At 61.6% G+C, this 20,320-nt stretch carries 16 protein-coding genes, 3 pseudogenes and 1 riboswitch; of the genes and pseudogenes, 5 read left to right on the top strand and 14 right to left on the bottom strand.

Translation table 11 applies throughout. From position 1 onward, the window contains the following. Positions 1 to 438, bottom strand: a pseudogene (locus AC0L16_RS31105) (phosphomethylpyrimidine synthase ThiC); the annotation flags it as partial. A 101-nt stretch (positions 439 to 539) separates the two neighbouring features. Next, positions 540 to 656: riboswitch (TPP riboswitch) on the bottom strand. 5 nt (positions 657 to 661) lie between these two features. Here AC0L16_RS31105 and AC0L16_RS31100 point away from each other — a divergent pair. Further along, complete coding sequence (locus AC0L16_RS31100) at positions 662 to 1,396, top strand: acyltransferase family protein (protein ID WP_473625308.1); 735 nt, start codon at positions 662 to 664, stop codon at positions 1,394 to 1,396. Positions 1,397 to 1,522: 126 nt separating this feature from the next. Here the strand turns inward: AC0L16_RS31100 and AC0L16_RS31095 are convergent. The 3 genes and pseudogenes from AC0L16_RS31095 to AC0L16_RS31085 form a co-directional block, all read right to left on the bottom strand. Beyond that, positions 1,523 to 1,931, bottom strand: a pseudogene (locus AC0L16_RS31095) (GNAT family N-acetyltransferase); the annotation flags it as partial. Continuing rightward, positions 1,930 to 2,247 (bottom strand): annotated as a pseudogene (locus AC0L16_RS31090) (response regulator); the annotation flags it as partial. The pseudogenes AC0L16_RS31095 and AC0L16_RS31090, both read right to left, overlap by 2 nt. A 429-nt stretch (positions 2,248 to 2,676) precedes the next feature. After that, positions 2,677 to 3,831 (bottom strand): porin, encoded by a 1,155-nt coding sequence (locus tag AC0L16_RS31085; RefSeq protein WP_473625307.1) that lies wholly within the window; start codon positions 3,829 to 3,831, stop codon positions 2,677 to 2,679. A gap of 897 nt (positions 3,832 to 4,728) precedes the next feature. Between AC0L16_RS31085 and AC0L16_RS31080 the strand changes: the two genes are divergently transcribed. Beyond that, positions 4,729 to 5,061, top strand: a complete 333-nt coding sequence (locus AC0L16_RS31080; RefSeq protein WP_473479418.1) for a hypothetical protein — start codon at positions 4,729 to 4,731, stop codon at positions 5,059 to 5,061. A 35-nt stretch (positions 5,062 to 5,096) separates the two neighbouring features. Next, on the top strand, positions 5,097 to 6,350 hold the full coding sequence (locus tag AC0L16_RS31075) for a type II toxin-antitoxin system HipA family toxin (protein WP_473625305.1): 1,254 nt from the start codon (positions 5,097 to 5,099) through the stop codon (positions 6,348 to 6,350). A gap of 453 nt (positions 6,351 to 6,803) precedes the next feature. On the opposite strand, the gene AC0L16_RS31070 is transcribed toward AC0L16_RS31075, so the two are convergent. From AC0L16_RS31070 to AC0L16_RS31025, 10 genes are all read right to left on the bottom strand, one after another. Next, positions 6,804 to 8,450 (bottom strand): MFS transporter, encoded by a 1,647-nt coding sequence (locus AC0L16_RS31070; protein ID WP_473625303.1) that lies wholly within the window; start codon positions 8,448 to 8,450, stop codon positions 6,804 to 6,806. 328 nt (positions 8,451 to 8,778) lie between these two features. Then, positions 8,779 to 9,762, bottom strand: coding sequence for a beta-ketoacyl-ACP synthase III (locus AC0L16_RS31065; RefSeq protein WP_473625302.1), 984 nt, complete (start codon positions 9,760 to 9,762; stop codon positions 8,779 to 8,781). Continuing rightward, positions 9,759 to 11,024: an adenosylmethionine--8-amino-7-oxononanoate transaminase gene (locus tag AC0L16_RS31060; RefSeq protein ID WP_473625301.1), complete on the bottom strand. Its 1,266-nt coding sequence runs from the start codon at positions 11,022 to 11,024 to the stop codon at positions 9,759 to 9,761. The genes AC0L16_RS31065 and AC0L16_RS31060 overlap by 4 nt, the downstream gene beginning before the upstream one ends. Next, complete coding sequence (bioD, locus tag AC0L16_RS31055) at positions 11,024 to 11,659, bottom strand: dethiobiotin synthase (protein ID WP_473625300.1); 636 nt, start codon at positions 11,657 to 11,659, stop codon at positions 11,024 to 11,026. Before bioD ends, AC0L16_RS31060 begins: the two co-directional genes overlap by 1 nt. Next, the gene (locus AC0L16_RS31050; RefSeq protein ID WP_473625298.1) at positions 11,656 to 12,795 is read right to left on the bottom strand and encodes an 8-amino-7-oxononanoate synthase; all 1,140 of its coding nucleotides are present in this window, start codon (positions 12,793 to 12,795) and stop codon (positions 11,656 to 11,658) included. The genes bioD and AC0L16_RS31050 overlap by 4 nt, the downstream gene beginning before the upstream one ends. After that, complete coding sequence (gene bioB, locus AC0L16_RS31045; RefSeq protein ID WP_473625313.1) at positions 12,792 to 13,760, bottom strand: biotin synthase BioB; 969 nt, start codon at positions 13,758 to 13,760, stop codon at positions 12,792 to 12,794. Before bioB ends, AC0L16_RS31050 begins: the two co-directional genes overlap by 4 nt. A gap of 226 nt (positions 13,761 to 13,986) precedes the next feature. Next, entirely contained in the window at positions 13,987 to 14,874 is an 888-nt protein-coding gene (gene nadC, locus AC0L16_RS31040; RefSeq protein WP_473625297.1) for a carboxylating nicotinate-nucleotide diphosphorylase, read from the bottom strand. A gap of 1 nt (position 14,875) precedes the next feature. After that, complete coding sequence (locus tag AC0L16_RS31035) at positions 14,876 to 16,417, bottom strand: L-aspartate oxidase (protein WP_473625296.1); 1,542 nt, start codon at positions 16,415 to 16,417, stop codon at positions 14,876 to 14,878. Then, positions 16,414 to 17,388: a quinolinate synthase NadA gene (nadA, locus tag AC0L16_RS31030; RefSeq protein WP_473625294.1), complete on the bottom strand. Its 975-nt coding sequence runs from the start codon at positions 17,386 to 17,388 to the stop codon at positions 16,414 to 16,416. The genes AC0L16_RS31035 and nadA overlap by 4 nt, the downstream gene beginning before the upstream one ends. Before the next feature lie 64 nt (positions 17,389 to 17,452). Further along, positions 17,453 to 18,415, bottom strand: coding sequence for an NUDIX hydrolase (locus AC0L16_RS31025; RefSeq protein WP_473625293.1), 963 nt, complete (start codon positions 18,413 to 18,415; stop codon positions 17,453 to 17,455). A 173-nt stretch (positions 18,416 to 18,588) separates the two neighbouring features. Between AC0L16_RS31025 and panB the strand changes: the two genes are divergently transcribed. Both panB and panC read left to right on the top strand, forming a co-directional pair. Continuing rightward, complete coding sequence (gene panB, locus AC0L16_RS31020) at positions 18,589 to 19,425, top strand: 3-methyl-2-oxobutanoate hydroxymethyltransferase (protein WP_473625291.1); 837 nt, start codon at positions 18,589 to 18,591, stop codon at positions 19,423 to 19,425. Then, positions 19,422 to 20,285, top strand: coding sequence for a pantoate--beta-alanine ligase (gene panC, locus AC0L16_RS31015; protein WP_473625290.1), 864 nt, complete (start codon positions 19,422 to 19,424; stop codon positions 20,283 to 20,285). Before panB ends, panC begins: the two co-directional genes overlap by 4 nt. The last annotated feature ends 35 nt before the right edge of the window (positions 20,286 to 20,320 follow it).

Here is a 20,320-nt window from a genome sequence, read left to right as displayed (position 1 = left end):
ATTCTCGCGAATGGCGACGAACTCCATTTCGGGGGTGATGATCCCGGCGCGCGCATAGGCAAGCTGCGTCACCGCTTGGCCCGTTTTTGCCTTTAGCGGCCGGTGGCGCACGGGAAATTCCGGCGTCAGGCGCTCACCTGACGCAAAGCCGTTGTCCTCCGGCCTGACACTGCGGGCATCGTGGAATTCGACGTCGCCGCGCGCCGTCACCCATTCATTGCGAAACCTGGCGAGGCCCTTTTCGATGCTGGTTTCGATAGTCGGGTCCGTATAGGGGCCGGACGGATCGTAAACGGTGACAGGCGGTTCGCCTGCCGTCGGATGGACGGCGATTTCCCGCATCGGCACCCTGATCTGCGGGTGAATTATGCCGGGTTTGTGGATTTTCCTTGAGGCGGGCAGCGGTCCCGTCGACACGGCGGGGAAAATGGCATTCATTTTGAGACTCCTTTGCTCATGCATTGGAGACCCAGTTCTGTGCCGGAGGGATGAAAAGACGCTTCTGCCTGCCTGCTTACAGGATTTCGGGCATGGACTCCCGCAAAGCGCTTGCACCGTCCCTACGCCAGTATGAACTGGATCAGGTTCAACGGGTCACTGCGCCGCGAAAGCCAGCAGTATCTCAGCCCCTTGCCGGGACCCCCCTGGTGAATGGGTCAAATTGAGCGGGCGATCGCCATCTTGTCAAGCGCATTCGGGTCCGGCCGAAAGCAGCTATCGCCTAGTTGGCGGCATCCGTTATCCTCTCAAGGCGTTTTTCAAGCGCCGGTTCTCCCGCATCTATCCGGCGCTGCTGGTTTTCGTCCTCGCTTCGATGGTTGCCTTGTCCGGCACGTTTGTCGCCTTCAAATGGAAAGCGGCGCTGACGGCGCTGACATTCACCTACAGCTATGCCGGAATTCTCGTCAGCCGCGCCGGCGCGCTCGACCATATCTGGTCGCTGTGCGTCGAAGAACATGCCTATGTCATCCTAGCGCTGATCAGCTTTGTTGTTTCGGGGCGTGCCCGTGTCGTCATGCTGCTCAGCGCGCTGTCGGTGCTGGCCATGGCGAAGGGTGCGATTTCGCACTGGGTCTTCGGGATGGACTACGAGACGACCTATTGGCGAACCGACGTGCACATCGCCTCGATCCTGCTATCGGCGGTGATATGCCTGCTCAAGGCCGACGACAGGCTGCCGGCGCATGTCGCCATTGCGGCGTCCGTCGGAGCGGTTCTTCTGTTCATGGATGCGGTGCCGCCGATCCACTTTCTGGTCGCGGTGCCGCTGTTGGCGCTCGCCGTCAATTCGCTCGACTTCAGCACTCGGTATCTGACCGGATTTTTGTCTTCCTGGCCGATGGCGACGCTGGGGCTGTGGTCGTATTCGCTGTATCTGTGGCAGCAGCCGTTCTAAAAATTCCTCTATGCGCAGGGCAGTGCGCCGCTGCTGATGCTGGCCGGCGCGCTTGCGCTTTGTGCAGCTATTACATCGTCGAAAAGCCGGCTCGCGCCTGGCTGAACCCCTGATAGAGCTGTTGCCTCAGCCGGTGACCCGCCTGGTGTAGTAGCGCACTGCCTTCTTGCCGCCGTGGATCACCGCGTCGCCGACCTCGGCAAAGCCGAGCGCGGCGTGAAAGGCATCCGAAGCCGGGTTGGGCGGTTCGGCATTCGCCTCGCAGGTGACGATGGTCTGGCCGGCACGCAATGCATGGTCGAACAGATCTCCATAGAGCCGCCGGGCATGGCCGCGGCCGCGCGCTTGTTGCGCGACGAGGACGCGGTCGACATAGACCGAAGCGCCGATAGCGCTCGCGGAACCACAGGAAGTTCGGGCTGTCGTAGCGGGCGTCTTGGTCGAAGGTCATGATGAAGGCCTCCAGCGCGCCGATGCGGCGCGAATAGAACGATTTGCCTAGCAGGAAGGACAGGCGTTCCGGCTCAAGCCACGACTTGCTGCGGCGTCAGTTTGGCAAGGCGCTGCACCATCTCGGCGCGATCGGTGCTGTCGGCGTCCGGCGGCTGGCCTTCAGAGGTTTCGGGCACGTGGATCGCACCTTCCATCGCCGAGCGAATGGCGGCGGCCAGATCGCTCTTGCGCGCCGATTTCGGGACGAAGCCGGCTGCGCCGTAGGACAGCGCCTCGGAAATGATTCTTGGCTCCGCATGCTCCGAAACGATGACCACCGGCAGGCGCGGATAGCGGGTCACAAGCTGCAGCAGCCCGTCGAAGCCATGCACATCGGGCATCCTGAGGTCGAGCAGCGCAGAGATCGAATGGCAGTCCGCTGCGACTCAGACACTAGTCCTTCAAGATGACCCAAACAGAACAAGAATCTTACTGAACCGAACTGATTTTGCAATGACGGTCGCCGAAGATGATTCTGAACCACTGAGGAAACTTGACGAGTGCCTGGACGAAACGTCCAGGCATTTCTCAGCCGGTCCTCCGAAGCTCTCGATCTCGAGCGCTCATCGCAATGAGGGTAGCACAACAGGGATGCAGATGGGGCCGAGAGACATGTCCTGGACGAGTTATTCAGTGGCATTGCTAAGCGCTCTATGGAAGCCTCGCTGATCAGGCTATGAAGTCCGGCAACCAATGTCCGGGCATGATCGTCCGGGACCACATCTTGATCATCGTAAAGCCAGACACCGAGGCCTCCAGTCGGGCCTCCGACATTCAGATTCGCTTCGTTAGAACGAGCTTTGGAATCGCAGCACGGCGCCGAGGCTGTTCCCTTTGCCGACGTGAGCCGGGTTCGTTCCGGAACGGTCGACGGCAGCGAACTTGGCGTAGTGGGCATAATCGACTTCGGCTGTGACTGTGAAACCTGGAATGACCATATAGGCGACGTTTGCAGCCAGTCCGGAGTTCCTGAGCTGATCACCCGAGACCTGAAGGTTGAACGAAGTTTTCTCGTTTAACGTGTAAGTGGCGCCCGTCCAGAAAGCCCAGTTGCCGCTCCAAATTTTGTAGAAGCCGCGACCGTGAGCGGCGAGCGCGCTGGTTGGGTCATCGTTGAGATTGCCAATGGAGCCGTAGCCGAACATTCCGAATAGCGACAGGTCATCTGTGACATTGACATCGACTCGGAGCTTGCCGGCCAAAGCTTCGTAGTCGCTGTCACGAGCCATTACGCCGGTGATCGCGCCCCAGCCCTGCGTCTGTTTCACGCCGAAGACGACGTGCGGAACATGGCTGTCGATAGTACCGACTACACCCGACCCTTGTTCAAGTGAAACCAGAGCCGAAAAGCCATTATCGGCATCGAAGTAATACTGAGCCACGTTGGTATCGAAGTCGCCGTACGGAACGAGTACGTTATTGAGTACGTTTCCGGCGTAGCCTGTAAAGGTGTCGAAGGCCGACTCGTCCTTGCCAACTCGGAGGCCACCAAGCTGGATCCAAGCGGAAGTCAACTTGACGCCGCTGTTGAAGCTATAGTTGTGAGGGCTTTCCGGACCCGGATAAGCGTTGTGGTTGCCGAAGTTCACGCGAGTCTCAGTATAGGTCTTCAGTGCGCCTAGTTCGGTCTCCTGGCGCGTCCAAGTTTTAAACGTGAAACGCGTGTTGTTTCGCCAGGTGCCCTGAGCCTCGCCAGTTCTCACATCGGAGGTTCTTATCCCGTCATACGATCGGACATCGCTGAGGCCGACGTCGTAACGGATGTAGCCGCCGATGCGCACGCAGGTCTCGGTGTCGGGGATATGGAAGTAGCCCGAACCGTAGACGTCGCAGATATTGACGTATTCGATCGAACCCGGCGCGGAGACTTCGTCCGTCGCGCGAGCGACGGAAACGGAGATCAGGGCCGCAACTGAGCCGAGAAGAAGGCTGCTTACGTTCATTCTGGATCTCCAGTTCAAAGAATAAAAGGCGGACGCGTCAAAGGGGCGAATCGGCGGCCTATCCCAGGACCCAAAACATGTGCACGGTCCTGTTTCGTACCTGAGGAATGCGCGATACTAAGTTGACTAGAGGAGTTCCGGTGTGAGTAAGCCAAGTTATACTTGTACTTTGCTTTATCGCAGTTCGACTTATGGAAGAAGCAACTGTAGTTGGCTATCAACTGCCCGAAGGAGGCGAGATTCGACCTCCGTCCGGATCCAAGAAAAGGAAAAATCGCCTATTGCCTTGCCGCGCTTCCCACACCGTTCCTCAAATGCTTTCAGTACATCGGGGATTCAGCATTTCTGAACCAATATTCATCTCCGTTATCTGAGGGTTGGCCGTCGGCGTTAGATGCGGAGCAGCAAGCGACGTGCCATCCTGAAGAGGTAGCTCCGCGCTGACACTTAAATTGGCCGGCGCAACTTCGTCACGCTCCCTTCTTTTTGCTTTTTGGGGGTCAGGCTGAGCACCGAGCAGACGTTTTGGGACTCGGTTCGTATGTTCGATATGTGACACTTTCGTTCGATACCGACGGCACCTGTTTGCTGTGAAGCTCGGGTCGAGACAGAATGCGGCGGCGCCGCTCGGTACGTCAGGCAGGAGCCCCGCTGCAGCACACATCTGGATCGTGCCAAGGATGGCCCGTTTCGTTTTGAGCGGCGCAATCGTTCACACCACCGTGCGACTCACCTAGCGCCCATTGCGGATCGGATGGATGCATGCTCACGAGAGTAGTGTGGTTGGTTGCAGGGCAACCGCCTTGTTCGGTCAAACAGGCCAACTCTCGACAGATCACGGTTTAGGTCTTATATAAGAGCCATAAAAAGCGTTAAGGTCGTTTTTATGAGACAAACATGCGCTCAACAGTGACAGATACATTGCCTCCCAGAGTCAAGAGGGCGCTTGGCAAGCTCGGCGCCGATATTGCGCTCGCCCGTAAGAAGCGCAGCCTGACCGTGATGATGATGGCGGAACGACTGGGTGTCGCAAAGAGCACCTATCTGAAGATCGAAAAAGGAGACCCGACCGTCGCTATGGGGGCCTACGCCATGACCTTTTTCGTTTTGGGCTTTGATGAGGCTTTGGCGCAGATCGTCGACGCGCATCGCGATGAGCAAGGCCTGCTCCTCGACGCTGAACGTTTGCCCAAGAGGGTAAGGGTGCGGAAGCCACCGGGTGCAATATGAGACGTTCTATTGCTGTTCACATTGGCGAAGAAGCGATGCTACTGGGTACGTTGCGCTATGATCAGCAGGGTGCGCGCGAGAGCGCTGCCTTTGAATATGATGCAGGTTGGCTGAGAGCAGCGGAAGGCTTCTCGATCGAACCCGGTCTGCCACTCGTTACTGGCCCTCAATTCCATCGAAAGACCGGCGACGGATCCGTGTTCCACAACGCGATCGCCGACACGGAGCCGGACGGATGGGGCCGGCGTCTCATCCAGCGCGACCACGCCAAGCGTCGCCAAGAGGCGCGCCGGGCGGGAAATGTCGCCGAAACGCGGCCTCTGAACGCGATGGATTACCTCTTGGCAGTGGACGACATGAGCCGCATTGGTGCGCTCCGGTTGAAGGACGAAGAAGGGCGTTACCAAAGAACGACCGAGGAGGGTCGACGCACCACGCCGCCGCTCATTGAAATCGGTCAACTCCTCGCAGCCACGCACGCCGTCGAGACGAACACCGAGACGGCAACGGATCTCGCCTATTTGCGTGGACGTGGCACGTCCCTTGGGGGCCTTCGTCCGAAATGCTCTGTCGTCGACGATGACGGACGCCTCGCTATCGGTAAGTTTCCGAGCGTTGCCGACGATCGATCTGTCACAAAAGGCGAAGTGCTCGCTATGAAGTTGGCCAGAAAAGCCGGCGTGGATGCTGCTGAGACACGTCTGCTCGACAGCGACGGCGCCCCTGTCGCGCTCATACGGCGTTTCGATAGGACTCCGAACGGCAATCGCCTCATGTATATCTCGGCCGCCACGATGATCGGCGCAGAGTCAGGGGACGTTGGCGAGCATAGCTATACTGAACTTGTGGATGTGCTTCGTCAGCACGGCAGCCAGCCAGCGGCCAACATCGAAGAGCTTTGGCGGCGCATCGCGTTCTCGATCCTTATCACCAATGTCGATGACCACCTCCACAATCACGGCTTTCTCCATGTGCATCGCGGGCAATGGCGCCTGGCGCCTGCATTCGACATCAACCCGTTCCCTGAGCGCGTGCGAGAGCTGAAAACCTGGATATCCGAGGAAACTGGGCCCGAAGCGACTGTCGACGCACTGATGTCGGTAATCGCTTATTTCCGGATCAGGAGCGATCGAGCGAAGACGATACTCGCAGAAGTCGAAAAGGCGGTCGCGTCATGGCGGGAGGAGGGGCGGGCGCTTGGGATGACCCCCGAAGAACTCGATAGCTTCACCGACGCGTTCGAACATCGGGAACGGCAAGCCGCCCAACGGCGCAGCAATGATCCCTGAAAGCTTGCCATTCGCGGTTAAGATGGCGTCCTGCAAGGACGCCAAGGCGACTGGTTCTCCGTTTCGCCCGCCCTCACTCCATGTCCGGCGCCGAAAGGTCGAGCGCCAGCGCCGTCTTCGAACAGGCCTGGTTCCGGCTGGCCCAGCGCCAGCCGGTAGCGAGTCAGATACTCTTCTGCCAGTCTCTGAGCCGCACAGCGCTGCTGAAGCGCCACGTCGAACGTGATGCTGATCGGCTTGTGCGCAGGCGCGACCACCAGCGCTCGAATCCCATGCCCTCCTTCTTGCCGTCGCGCGCCGCATCGAAGATGGCCCAGAACGGACCGAGCCCCGCGGCGGCATGGGTATTCGCGAGAGAGCGCCGGACGCATAGGCTCCGCGTACTGGCGATGCGGCCTTCGCGCTGCTTGAAATCGACCGGCGCGGCAGAATGCGATCGCTTTCGTGATCACGTCACCTGGGAGGACGAGAAAAGATTGTTGAGGCACGGGTACGACCTGCCTCAGTCGTTCGTTCGATCGACAGCACTGTGTGCGGAGGACGCTCTCCATCATGCAGTGCCAGGAGACGCTGGCCGATTTCCTTATCCGCTGCCGTGAGCCGATGATTCAGGCGCAGAAAATCCATCCAGGTTGGCGTGCGGAATGTCTCTGTCCAAATCGAAGGCTTTTGAAGATTTCGCTGCAGTGTCCAGTTTCGCGCACCGGCACGGCTCTGAACATGGCGCCTTGCGCGCATGTAGCCCAGAAAGGTCTCGATATTCTCTTCGGATATAAGATACTCGACCTTGACGACTATGGGGCCACTCCTGGGCTTCAACTCGAGTGCCAGCTCCGGCGGGTGAAAATCCGAACTCTCCTGATCCGTTTCTTCCCATGGACGGACCGGCAACAGTATCCCCGCAGCTGCAACCAGCAACAGAGCGCCTGCGGCGCCCTCCAGAGCCCAGGCTAAGGAGTAGTCCTGTGCGACAGTACCCCAGATCCAGCTGCCGGCCGCCATCCCCCCTGCGCTCAGGGCGTAATATATCGACAGTGTGCGGCCGACGACCCACCTTGGGCTTGCCAGCTGCACCGACACGTCGATGCCCGTCCAGGTGATAAGCCAACCCGCGCCACCAAGTGCCAGCGAAATGGCCGCCACGGCGACCGATGATGTGAGTGCAAGGGAAAGGCAACATGCTGCACAAGCAACAGAGGCGAACGATACCAGCCTGTTTTGAGACGTGATCCGCCTTAGAAAGCTATTGCTCATGCCCGCGACGAAAGCACCCATGCCGAAGCCGGCCAGCAAGATGCCGTAGACGATTGGGCCGCTTTTCAGCTGATCCCGGACGACTAGTGGGAGTAGCGCAAGGATGGAGATGCTTGCCAGCCCGAAAAAGGTTGCACGGGCAATCGCTGCCCTGATCTCCAAGGACAATACCGTGAAGCGCACTCCGTCATGAATTGCCATCGTCATTCGCTCACGAGGGAGAGGCGAAGTGCGAACCTTCCATTTGGTGCGCCATATCGCGCCGAGAGGGACCAGATCGCTCAGCGCGGCCAGGGCGAAAGCGGCGAGCGGCCCAAAGAAGGCCAGCATCGTCCCACCCAAAGCGGGTCCTATGCTGCGTATGATGTTGTATCCGACAGACATCAGCGTCACTGCGGCCGGAATGTCGCGCTTGTCCAGGATATCGCCGACCGAGGCATGCCAGGCCGGATCATTCAGAGCGAAGCCGCAGCCAGCCAGAAAGCCCAATCCAAGTAGGAGCCAGGGATCGACAAATCCCAGGCCCACCGAAATCATCAGCGTCGTTGATGCCAATGCTATCAGGCAGTGCCCCGCAAACATCACCCATCGGCGGCTGAAGTTGTCGGCGATGGCTCCCGCAAGAATTGAGAGGAAGAATACCGGCAACGTGGATGCGGCCTGCACGAGTGCAACCATCAGATCCGAAGCGGAAATCGTGGCCATCAGCCAACTGATGGCGACCGTTTGCACGAGCCACCCGAGGCTGGATATTTGTGTGGCCGTCCAGATCGAGCGAAACACCGGGTTCCGAAATGGAGCCAGCGTTGTTGAGACAGGCAGATGAGCATTTTTTTCGGACTGCATGACGGTTGATGCCTTCGAGGGGCCGGTTATTCAATTCACGGCTGCCACTACTGCCGTTACGATGTTGACCAATAAGGGCCCGACATATCGAGGATGACTTCATCGCAATGAGGAGTTGGATACCTCCGCTCTCCTAGACTGGCGCCAACCACTCCTCGCCCAGCAAGTTAGCGTTGCCGATCGTCCTGCTCGAGAAAATCGTCTGCAGGGTTTTCGCTCTCGCGTCACCGAACCAGCGCCCATGCAGCTTGCCGGCGACTATTTTTTCGCATGGGGCCCGTTTTGCTAGTGTCATTCGTGACAAATCCTGTGCATGGCCGTCGTACCGCTAAATTCCGAGGATGAGGGCGCCTCCGGTGAGACCGGCACCCGCCGCCGCAAGGAGAATTTTTTCGCCCGGCCGAAACGGCTGCGCCCGATGCGAAAGCGAGAGCGAGAGCGGGATGGTCGCGGCGGAAGAGTTGCCGTACTCGGCGATCGTCTTGACGACTGCCTGATTCGCTATTCCGAGGTTCCTCCCGACCACATCGAAAATCCGAGCATTGGCCTGATGCGGCACGAAACGATCAATGTCTTGCGGCAGCATTCGGGCAGAAGTGAGCGCGTCCTGCGAGCAGGCCGTCATCATGTCCACGGCCTTGCTGAACACTTCACGGCCGTCACTGATGGTCATCCGGGTCTGCGCCAGGTCCATGCCGCCGTGGAACGGTCTGTTGCTTCCTCCGGCGGGAATCTGGATCAGCCCGTAGCGCGAGCCATCCGAAGCCAACGCGGCGCCGAGAATGCCCCGATCCGGCTCTTCGCAGGGGGCAATCACCACGGCGCCGGCGGCATCGGCAAACAGCACCGCGCTTGCGCGCTCGGCCGGATTGATGCGGCGGCTGAGGATGTTGGCGGCAATGACCAGGCTCGCTTTGCCATGGAGGCGGGTGAATCCGTCCGCGAACATCAGGGCATAAATGAAGCCGGCGCAGGCGCCTGTGAGGTCAACCGCACCGGCGCGGCCTAAGCCCAGGCGATGTGCTACCAGCGGCGCGCTGGGCGGCAGAAGGTGATCGGGCGTCGAGGTGGCGAGTAACAGCAGGCCGATGTCGCCACGGTCGAGGCCGGAATTCGCCAGTGCCATGTCGCCGGCGTGCGCGGCAAGGCCCGACTGCGTATCCTGGTCGGTTGCCCAGAAGCGCGAGCGAATTCCGGTGCGCTGCTCGATCCAGCCGGGTTCGAGTCCAAGACGGGTCTCGATTTCCTGGTTCTCCACCTTTCGGGCCGGCGCATGATGACCAAACCCGAGAAAGCGCGACGATCTGCTCATGCGCTCGGACCGAAGCGTTCGCCGGCCTCTTCGAAGGCGTCATACAATTCGTCGAGTTCCTCTCCGGTGATGCAATAGGGCGGCAGAACATAGAGCACATTACCGAGCGGGCGCACGAGCAGGCCGCGATCGAGGAAGAAAGCGCGCAGCTTTGGTCCGATCTCGGCCAGGTAGCCGGCCGAGCCGGCGCGCAGATCGAGAACTGCGATCGTGCCGGTCGCCCGGCAATCTGTGAAGTTGGTATTGTTGCGAAAGCGTCGAAGCCCGGCGGACTGCATCGCGCTCAGGGCCGCGATCCGCTCGGCGACCGGCTCGTCACGCCAGATCTCGATATTGGCAAATGCTGCCGCGCAGGCAATCGGATTGGCGGTATAGGAACTCGAGTGGAAAAAGGTCTTGTTCCGGTCCACGGAATAGTGGGCCTGGAAGATGGTATCGCTGGCGAGCGTGGCCGCCAGCGGGACGGCGCCGCCGGTCAAGCCCTTCGAGGTGCACAGGATATCTGGAGAGATGTTCGCCTGTTCGCAGGCGAACATGGTTCCGGTGCGTCCCCAACCGGTCATCACTTCGTCGGCGATCAGGAGCGTGCCGGAGGCCTCAGTGATCTTCTTCAATTCGGTCAGAACCCAGGCCGGGTACATCAGCATGCCGCCGGCGCCGAGTACCAGCGGCTCGACGATCAGCGCGGCGGCGCGGCGGTCGCGGGAGAAAGCCTCGAATCTATCCAGTGTTTCCTGCTCGCGCCCTGCGGCCGGAAACGGGATGGTGTCGACCTCGAACAGCAGGGGTTCGTAGGCGGCGTTGAACACGCCGCGGGCTCCGACGCTCATCGTGCCGATCGTGTCGCCATGATAGCTGTGTTCCATGACGACAATGCGCGAACGCGGCGCGCCGATGTTGCGGTAATAGCCGAGCGCCATCTTCAGCGCGACTTCGACGGACGTGGATCCGCTGTCGGAATAGAAAACCCAGTCGAGGCCTGCCGGCACTATTTCGATCAGCGCCGAGGCCAACTGCTCTGCCGGCTGATGGGTGAGACCGGCGAAGATCACCTGGTCGAGCATCTCAGTCGCATTCCGGATTGCTTCCATGATCCGTGGATGGCGGTGCCCGTGGGTGACCACCCACCAGGAGGAGATTGCATCGAGGATATGCCTTCCGTCATTCGTCTCTAGCCAAGCCCCTTCCGTGCGGACAACGGACGGCATGGCCGGCTCGATCGCGTGCTGGGTGAATGGATGCCAGACCGGCGACCGCGACATCATTCGCCTCCGGCAATCTTGGCGAGGTCGAAGCCGGCAAACATCGCCTTCCGCAGAGTTTCGCGCGTCAACGGAACGAGGTGTGGCAGCCTGCCGAGCTGACGCACCGCGCCGAATTCGGTGATTGTCCTTTGCGTATCGGCTACCTCTTCGCCGATGAAGGCGATGCCGATCAGCGGGATGGAGCGAGCCCGCAGGGCTTCGATCGACATCAGAGTGTGGTTGATCGTGCCGAGCTCGGTGCGGGCGCACAGGATGACCGGCAGCCGCCATTCAGCGAAGATGTCAATAAATCTTGTCTGTCGGTTGATCGGCACCATCAGTCCGCCAGCGCCTTCGATGACGAGCGGTGTCGGCAGGACCGGAAATGCAAGATCGGCAGCCTCAATCGAGACGCCGTCAATTTCGGCTGAACGATGCGGCGACAGCGGGCTCTTCAAGCGGTGAGCTTCCGGCAGCACGCGCCCTGACGGCAGGCCGGCGAGCCGTTCAACCGCCTCACTGTCGGTCTCCTCATCGAGACCCGATTGCACCGGCTTCCAGTAGAAGCCGTCGAGCAGGCCGGCGAGCCCCGCCGAAAAGACCGTTTTGCCAATTCCGGTGTCTGTTCCGGTGACGACGATACGCTTGGTCATGCCGTGGCCAACACCGCGGCGAGCGTCTCGACCATGGCCGAAATGTCAGCCTTGCCGACATTCAGCGTCAGCGAAATGCGCAGCCGCGACGTGCCCTCCGGCACGGTCGGCGGGCGAATGCCGCGTATGTCGAAGCCGCGGGCCTGCAGTGCCGCCGCCATCACCATGGTGCGGCTGACGTCGCCAATGACAAGTGGCTGGATTTGCGAGCCGCTGCGCGCCACGCCACAGCGCTCGGCCAGTTGGCGGCCCGCGAAGGCAATGTACTCATGCAGCTGAACGCGGCGCATCGGCTCGTCGACCAGGATTGCGAGCGCTTCGCGCGCCGCCACCGCCATTAGCGGCGATGGCGCGGTGGCGTAGATAAAGGGCCGGCAGCGGTTGACAATATAGTCGCACAGCACTCCCGGCCCAGTGACGAGTGCGCCGGATGCGCCGAGCGCCTTGCCGCATGTGTGGAGCGCGACAATGTTGTCGCGGCCCTCGAAAGCGGCGGCCAGCCCCCGGCCGTCCGGTCCCCAGACGCCGGTGGCATGTGCCTCGTCGACCACTATGAATGCCTCGTACCGATCGGCAAGCCCGACCACGCTCTCCATCGGCGCCCAGTCGCCATCCATGCTATACAGGCTTTCGACTGCGATCCAGATATGCCCCATGCCACCTTCGGCGCGCCAGCGCCTGATCGCGTCCTCAAAAGCATTTATGTCGTTGTGCGTGGCCGACCTGAACTCGGCGCGTCCAGCCCGCGCCCCTTCATGCATGCTGGCATGCGCGAGTTCGTCGAGGATCAGCAGGTCGCCCTTCTGCGGCAGGGCGCTCAGCAGGGCGAAGTTGGCGATGTAGCCGCTGCCGAAGAACAGCGCCCGTTCGGCCCCGAAGAACGCCGCCGCATCTGCCTCCAACGCCTCATGTTCCGGCGCGTTGCCGCGCAGGAGCCGCGATCCGGTAGCGCCGACCGGGGTGCCCCCCTCGATTGCCGCCGCGACTGCATCGCCAAGTCTCTTCGACGCAGCAAGCCCGAGATAATCGTTGGACGAGAAGTCGAGCCCGGCGCGCGGCGCCAGCGTCCGCAGCCGGCCCTTGCGTGCCAGACCCTGCAAGGTTGCTTCATAGCGGGCAAGCGGCGGCTCGTTCATCTTGCCTCGCGTGGCATCGGCTCAATGCCGAGACGCCTAAATAGACGATTATCCTTGTCCTCGCCGGGATTGTCCGCGGTCAGCAGCATGTCGCCGACAAAGATCGAATTGGCGCCGGCAAAGAAGCACAGCGCCTGCGTTTCGTCGCTCATCGCCGTCCTGCCGGCGGAGAGCCTTACATAGGACTTCGGCATCATGATGCGGGCGAGCGCAATGGTGCGGACGAAATCGATCGGATTGATGGGCTCGGCCTCGGCAAGCGGCGTGCCTTCGATGGGGATGAGCATGTTGATCGGCACGCTTTCCGGCGGCTCGGGCAGGTTCGCGAGTGTGACCAGCATGTCGATGCGATCGGCCTTTTCCTCTCCCATCCCGACAATGCCGCCGCAGCAGACCTTCATGCCAACCTCGCGCACGTGCCCAAGTGTTTCCAGCCGGTCGGCAAAGGTCCTGGTTGAAACGACCTCGCCGTAATAGCGCTCGGACGTGTCGATGTTGTGGTTGTAGTAGTCGAGACCGGCCGCCTTCAGGCGCTGCGCCTGACTGAGGTCCAGCATTCCGAGCGTCATGCAGGTCTCCATGCCGAGCGCCTTCACGCCCTCGATCATGGCGACCACGGCCTCCATGTCGCGTTCCTTCGGACTGCGCCATGCGGCGCCCATGCAATAGCGGGTGGCGCCGGCGTCCCGCGCCTTAATCGCTTCGGCAAGGACACGCTCCACCTCCATCAGCTTGGACGCCTTCAGGCCGGTTTCGTAATGCGTAGACTGGCTGCAATAGCCGCAATCCTCCGGGCATCCGCCGGTCTTGATGCTGAGTAGCCGCGACAGCTGCACCCGGTTGCGATCGAAGTTCTGGCGGTGGATTGTCTGAGCCAGGAAGAGCAGGTCATTGAACGGCATCCCGTGGATAGCCTCGGCCTCTTTGCGGTTCCATCGGGATAGTGCCCCCTCGATCGATTGCATGGCTTGCTTCACGTCGCACTCCGAGTTCGTTCCAATCGTCATCATCAAAAGCTTTGTCGCTGGTCCAACAGCACGTGCAGGAGTCTGTCGACCCTCCTCGGGTTCGCTATTGATCGTCGATCAGCCCGATGAGCCTGAACCAGTTGGAGGGTGCGCCGCACAAAGATGCAGGCTCGCATGGAGCAGTTCCTGCCTCGGCGCGCTCCAGCGGAGGTGAGAATGCTTTTCATTCCATCTCCATCAGTTCAAGCGCGCGCCGATGCGCCGGCATATCCAAGCCGATGTCGAGGATGGGCGCGCTGTGTGTCAGCCATCCGACTGAGATGAGGTCGACCCCCGTCGCAGCAATCGACGGAGCCGTTTTCGGCGTCACCCGACCGGAGGCCTCGGTGATGGCTCGGCCACCGACCAGTGCCACGGCGCGGGCAAGATCCTCAACCGACATATTGTCGAGCAGCACCACGTGGACTCCCAGCGCGAGCGCTACATCGAGCTGCTCCAGCGTGTCGACCTCGACTTCGATCTTCACCATGTGGCCTGCGGCGGCGCGTGCCCGCTCTATTGCCGTGCGAATGTCGCCGGCGATCGCGATGTGGTTGTCCTTGATCAGCACGGCGTCGTCGAGCCCGAAGCGGTGATTGGCGCCGCCGCCGACGCGCACGGCGTATTTCTCCAACGCGCGCAGGCCGGGCGTCGTCTTTCGCGTGCACACGATCCTCGCCTTGTGGCCACGCACGGCTTCGACCATCGTCGCTGTGGCAGTGGCGATGCCGCTCAGGCGGCACAGAAAATTGAGCGCCGTGCGCTCGGCCGTGAGCAGGCCTCGCGCCGGTCCGCACAGCTTGGCGATAGTCTCGCCCGCCGCGACATCGCTGCCGTCAGCTCGCCAGATGTGCATCTCGATCGCAGGCTCGACGAGCATGAAGGCGAAGGCGGCCAGATCGAGACCGGCAACGATTCCCGTCTGTCGCGACTTGAGCACCAAGGTGGCGGTGCAATCATGCGGGATCACCGCATCGCTGGTCAGATCGCCGCATCTGCCCAGATCCTCCAGAAGGGCACCGCGCACAATCGGTTCGATCAGGGCCGAGGGGAGGGGTGAAAATGACCTCATATCAGGTGCTCCGTATCGGGGCCCGGCAACTAAGTGCGGCGGCGGCCTGCATTGCGCTGCGCAGTGTCAGCCGTGACTGACGCGCATCTGCATCGCGTCCGGGGAAATCGGAACGACAGTGCGAGCCGCGGCTCTCTTCGCGCCGCAGGGCCGCAATGGCGATCATCATCGCGACCAAGGCCGGCCCGGAGCCAGCGCCGTCGTGAGCTGCAATCGGCAACAGGGTCGCCACCCCGTCGCGTAGCGTCTCGCCATCGCGGATGATTCCGAGCGCGGCGGAGACGATTGGGCGGATGCCGGAGGCGTCTGGCCGTTGAGGCACGAATGCGGAACACACGCGCGGTCGCCGGGTGTGTGATACGTCGGCGACGCTTTCAGCAACCCAGCTCGCTGTGACCGCCGCTTCGATAAGCGAGTTGCTGGCGAGGCGGTTCGCGCCGTGCAGACCGGTGCATGCGACCTCGCCGCATGCCCACAATCCCTCGATGGAGCTGCGGCCGGCAGCGTCTACAGCAACGCCGCCCATGTGATAATGTGCCGCCGGGCGCACCGGGATCGGGTCGGTCGCGGGATCGATGCCGGCCTGGCGACACAAATCGGCGATCGCCGGAAAGCGCTTATCAAATCTGAGGCCGAGACATTGCCTTGCGTCCAGGAACACACGGCGTCCGACAGCGAGCTGGTGCCAAACCGCGCGCGCAACCACGTCGCGAGGCGCAAGCTCGCCCCCTGGGGTTTCAGCGAGGAAACGCTCTCCTTGCTCGTCGACGAGCACAGCACCCTCGCCGCGCACCGCTTCGCTCACCAGCGGCATCGGCCGCCACGGACCGTCGAGGGCGGTCGGGTGGAACTGCACGAATTCCAGGTCGGCGAACTCCGCCCCGGCACAGGCGGCGAGCACGAGCCCCTGTCCACATGAGCCAGGCGGGTTTGTCGTATCGCTAAACAAGCCGCCGATGCCGCCGGTCGCCAGGACCGCGCGGCGCGTTGGCAAGGCGATTGCGCCCGTGCACCCGGCCGCGACCACGGCGATAATCGCCCCGTCTTCCACGACAAGCCGGCGGGCCTCCACGTTTTCCAGGATAGTGATGGAGGCTGTGCGCCGTGCCGCGGCGATCAGCGCGCGGACCAGCTCGCGACCGGTGGCATCGCCCGCCGCATGCACGATCCGCCGCTGCGAGTGCGCCGCCTCAAGCCCGAGCCGCAACGCGCCGTCAGCGCGTCGGTCGAATGCGACACCGAAGCACTCTAGAGTCCTGATCGCTTCAGGTGCAGCTCGGACCGTTCGCCGCACCGTCGTCACGTCGCAGAGGCCGTCGCCGGCCGCGAGGGTGTCACAGAGATGAAGTTCGGGACTGTCCTCGCCGCCGACACTTGCCGCAAGACCGCCTTGGGCGAGCTCGCTGCAGGCTCCGGTTCCCAGCCCCGCATTGGACAGAAGCACAACCGGTTCCGGCGCCAGATGAAGCGCCGTCATCAGGCCTGCCACACCGGCGCCGATGATGACCGGCGCCCCGCCGATGTCATGAACGTCGAGGCTCATATGGAAAGCATACGCTCGACCGAGCGGCGCGCGCGCCCTGAAATCCCGGGATCGATCCGAACCTCATGCCGGTTCTCCTCGAGTGCGACGCGAATGTTAGCCAGCGTGATGCGCTTCATGTGCGGACAGAGATTGCAGGGGCGGACGAACTCGACCTCGGGATGCGCGACCGCGACATTGTCGCTCATCGAACATTCCGTTAGCAGGACTACGCGCGGCGGTTTCTCCCGCTCGACATAATCCAACATGGCCGCAGTCGAGCCTGAGAATTCCGCCTCTGCTACAATCTCTGGCGGGCATTCCGGATGGGCGAGCACGATGACCCCTGGATGCGCATCGCGCAGTTCCCGGATGTCGGCCGATGTGAAGCGCTCGTGCACTTCGCAGTGGCCCTTCCAGGCGATGATCTCGACCTCCGTCTCCGCCGCCACGTTTATCGCCAGATATTCATCGGGCACCATAATCACACGCGGCACGCCGAGCGATTCCACCACCGCCCTGGCGTTGCCCGAGGTGCAGCAGATGTCCGACTCCGCTTTTACAGCCGCCGAAGTGTTGACGTAGGTGACGACCGGGACCCCCGGATAACGCTGCCGCATCAGCCGCACGTCTTCTGCCGTGATCGAATCTGCCAGCGAGCAACCGGCGCTGAGATCCGGGATGAGGACGATCTTGTTCGGATTGAGCAGCTTGGCCGTCTCGGCCATGAAATGCACGCCGGCAACCACGATGATTTGCGCCTCGACCGTAGCCGCCTTGCGGGCCAGTGCGAGGCTGTCGCCGACAATGTCGGCCACGCAATGGAAGATCTCCGGCGTTTGGTAGTTGTGCGCAAGGATGACCGCATTGCGATCGCGCTTCAGCGCGAGGATGGCCTCAATGTCGTTGGTGAAGGCCGACCATTCGACTGGCGGAATCACCCGCCGGACGCGCTCGTACAGGGACGCAGCCGTAGGTAACGCCCCAGTCATCAGCGCCTCCGATTATATTCGATCTGACAATAAGGGGAATATGTCTACCTTGACTATAAGTATGTCAAGCCCGCGCGAGCGGCAATTTTGTCCCGGCCACAGCCCTGTCGTCGAGGACGGCATGGCGGAACCGATAAAGCTTTGCCGGCCGTCCGCCCGTCTCGAGGGAGGTCTCGCCAGTTTCCTCGACCAGCTCTTGCTGCTCAACAAGTCTTCGGAAGTTCGGCTTGTTGATGAGCCTCCCGGCGAGCGCCTCCACGGTCCGCTGCAGCTGAAGGAGCGTGAAGGACGGCCTCATGAGTTCGAACACCACCGGCCGGTACTTGATCTTTGAACGTAGCCGCGCAATGCCGGTCGCCAGGATTCGTCGATGGTCAGCGATCATTGCCTTGCCAGATACCGCCGCTGGCGCGACGTCCCGCCCGCCACCAGCCTCTTCGATCAGGGCAGATTCGTAAAGCAACTCGTAGCGTTGGAGCGTGAGTTCCTCGTTCCAATTGCGGTCGTCGAAACCGAAGGCAATCGCGGCGCGCTGCCGGCGTTCGCGTCGCGTGGTGGCGTCGCTGGCGCCCTCAGCCCACTCAGTCAGGCGTGGACGTAAAATATCGAGCACCACCGGCGTGCCGGAGCGATGGTCCTCCCAGGGAAAATACTCGTACCAACTCCGCCACCCGCAATTAGCGGAGCCCGTTGCCTGTTCCTTCCGAGTGAGTGCGAGATAGCTGATTGAGATGGCGCGTTCCTGGCGCTCGGCCCCTATGCGGTCCCGATCTGCGAAGGTGTAGAGCTGCTCGATGTACCCCAGCGGGTGGCCGGTCTGTTGCTCCACCCAACCCCTCAGACCGGATTGCAGCGATCGATGCTCTAGCGCATATGGTCCAGACGGAAGGGTGTCCGCGTTCCCGATGGTGAGAAGGCAGGGTTCACTGTCGTTTACGGCGACGACAACGGCGATCAGGTCCACTTTTGCTTCGTCGGCCTTGAGCGCGGCTCTGCCTTTTCTCGTTTCTTTTGCCTGATGGTCCATGTTCGAAAGTGAGTTGGTCCCAAATTCAGGTGACTGAATCGATTGAATTTAAGCGTTGCTGCACGAACGTCAACACCGCACAGCTGCACGTCTTTTTTTAGCTCTTCGCACTCGCACAAAAATATGCCAAACGCGACACCCACGGCGGGTAACGCTAGGGAAGGATGCGTGGGTTGAGCGCAACTGGTGAGACAAAGGCGATGACACCGCCGGATATTCGAATGCGGAAAGGCCAGACTCCACTCGTCTGCCTGACGGCATATACTACGCCGATCGCCAGATTGGTTGATCGACACTGCGACATCGTTCTCGTTGGCGACAGCGTCGGCATGGTACTGCACGGCCTCTCGTCGACGCTAGGCGTCACTCTCGACATGATGATCATGCACGGCCAGGCGGTGCGCCGCGGTCTGGTGCGATCATTGATGGTCGTAGACCTGCCATTCGGTTCTTATGAAGAGAGCCCCGAGCAGGCCTTCCGCAACGCTGCGCGCCTGATGGCGCAGACCGGTTGTGCAGCTGTGAAGCTCGAAGGCGGTGAGAAAATGGCCGAGACCATTCGCTTCCTCGGCGCCCGCGGCGTGCCTGTCATGGCCCATGTCGGTTTAACGCCGCAGTCGGTCAATACTTTCGGTGGCTACCGCGTCCAGGGGCGGGGAGACGATGCCGAGCGCCTCAGGCGCGATGCCGGTGCGGTCACGGAGGCCGGCGCCTTTTCCGTGGTGCTGGAGAAAGTGCCCGAGCCCCTCGCAAAGCGCATCACTGCGGAGATCGCCGTCCCAACCATCGGCATCGGCGCCTCGCTCGCCTGCGACGGTCAGATTCTGGTCAGCGACGATATGCTCGGGCTTTTCAGCTCCTTCCGGCCGAAATTCGTCAAGCGCTATGCCGAACTAGGCGAACAGGCCGATGCGGCGATTGCGGCTTATGCCGCTGACGTGAGGAAACGGTGCTTTCCGGCGGCGCAACATCTCTACACCAACGAGGCGAAGGCCGGAGACGTCATATGAGCGTGCCGATCGTTCGAACCGTTGCCGAACTCCGCGCTGTTGCCGCGCGATGGCGTCGCTCAGGCGCCAGTATCGCCCTTGTGCCGACCATGGGGGCCTTGCATGAAGGTCATCTGAGTCTGGTGCGTGCCGCGCTTCAGAAGGCCGATCGGGTAGTGGTGACGCTGTTCGTCAACCCCAAGCAATTCAACAGTGCCGCCGACCTTGCCGCCTATCCTCGCACGGAAAACGAAGATGCTGCGAAGCTTGCGCCGCTGGGCGCACATTTGCTCTATCTGCCGGATGCAGAGGAGATGTATCCGCCAGGTTTCGCCACGACCATTTCGGTGTCCGGTATCAGCGAGGGCCTGTGCGGCGGCTTCCGGCCGGGCCATTTCGACGGCGTGGCGACGGTCGTTGCCAAGCTCTTCCTGCAGACCGGCGCTGACTTGGCCTATTTTGGCGAAAAGGACTTTCAGCAGCTTCAGCTAGTCAGGCGCGTGGTCCGGGACCTAGACATTCCAATCACCATCCTGGCCTGTCCGACCGTGCGCGAAGCCGATGGTCTTGCACTATCCTCGCGCAATCTTCGGCTCTCGCCAGCACAGCGCGCCATTGCCCCAACGTTAGTAGCGGTCTTGCTCGGGGTGGCTGACCGGCTTGCGCGCGGATCTCCTGTCCTGCCCACTCTTGCCGAAGCGCGCGCAGCAATTCTGGCTGCCGGCTATCGCGAAGTCGAATACCTGGAACTTCGCGGCGAGGCAGATCTGCAACCGCTGACGAGCCTTGACCGACCGGCACGCTTGCTTGTCGCGGCATGGCTCGGCGACATACGGCTCATCGACAACATAGGAATGTCACCGATCGGTGCAACAAATTAGACGCTCGCGGCGCTGAGTCGCCGCACAAACAGCCT

Source organism: Mesorhizobium sp. WSM4848 (genome assembly GCF_055811375.1).
The sequence above is the reverse complement of the archived record's forward strand: the minus strand, read 5'-3'. Positions and strand labels throughout refer to the sequence as shown.

What these genes read in the sequence shown, in the direction of transcription:
- AC0L16_RS31085 (WP_473625307.1), bottom strand. Translation starts at nt 3,831, where the DNA reads ATGAACGTAAGCAGCCTTCTTCTCGGCTCAGTTGCGGCCCTGATCTCC.
- bioB (WP_473625313.1), bottom strand. Translation starts at nt 13,760, where the DNA reads ATGCAATCGATCGAGGGGGCACTATCCCGATGGAACCGCAAAGAGGCC.
- nadA (WP_473625294.1), bottom strand. Translation starts at nt 17,388, where the DNA reads ATGACTGGGGCGTTACCTACGGCTGCGTCCCTGTACGAGCGCGTCCGG.
- bioD (WP_473625300.1), bottom strand. Translation starts at nt 11,659, where the DNA reads ATGACCAAGCGTATCGTCGTCACCGGAACAGACACCGGAATTGGCAAA.
- panC (WP_473625290.1), top strand. Translation starts at nt 19,422, where the DNA reads ATGAGCGTGCCGATCGTTCGAACCGTTGCCGAACTCCGCGCTGTTGCC.
- nadC (WP_473625297.1), bottom strand. Translation starts at nt 14,874, where the DNA reads ATGAGGTCATTTTCACCCCTCCCCTCGGCCCTGATCGAACCGATTGTG.
- AC0L16_RS31075 (WP_473625305.1), top strand. Translation starts at nt 5,097, where the DNA reads ATGCTACTGGGTACGTTGCGCTATGATCAGCAGGGTGCGCGCGAGAGC.
- AC0L16_RS31080 (WP_473479418.1), top strand. Translation starts at nt 4,729, where the DNA reads ATGCGCTCAACAGTGACAGATACATTGCCTCCCAGAGTCAAGAGGGCG.
- AC0L16_RS31035 (WP_473625296.1), bottom strand. Translation starts at nt 16,417, where the DNA reads ATGAGCCTCGACGTTCATGACATCGGCGGGGCGCCGGTCATCATCGGC.
- AC0L16_RS31065 (WP_473625302.1), bottom strand. Translation starts at nt 9,762, where the DNA reads ATGAGCAGATCGTCGCGCTTTCTCGGGTTTGGTCATCATGCGCCGGCC.
- AC0L16_RS31070 (WP_473625303.1), bottom strand. Translation starts at nt 8,450, where the DNA reads ATGCAGTCCGAAAAAAATGCTCATCTGCCTGTCTCAACAACGCTGGCT.
- AC0L16_RS31050 (WP_473625298.1), bottom strand. Translation starts at nt 12,795, where the DNA reads ATGAACGAGCCGCCGCTTGCCCGCTATGAAGCAACCTTGCAGGGTCTG.
- AC0L16_RS31060 (WP_473625301.1), bottom strand. Translation starts at nt 11,024, where the DNA reads ATGTCGCGGTCGCCGGTCTGGCATCCATTCACCCAGCACGCGATCGAG.
- AC0L16_RS31025 (WP_473625293.1), bottom strand. Translation starts at nt 18,415, where the DNA reads ATGGACCATCAGGCAAAAGAAACGAGAAAAGGCAGAGCCGCGCTCAAG.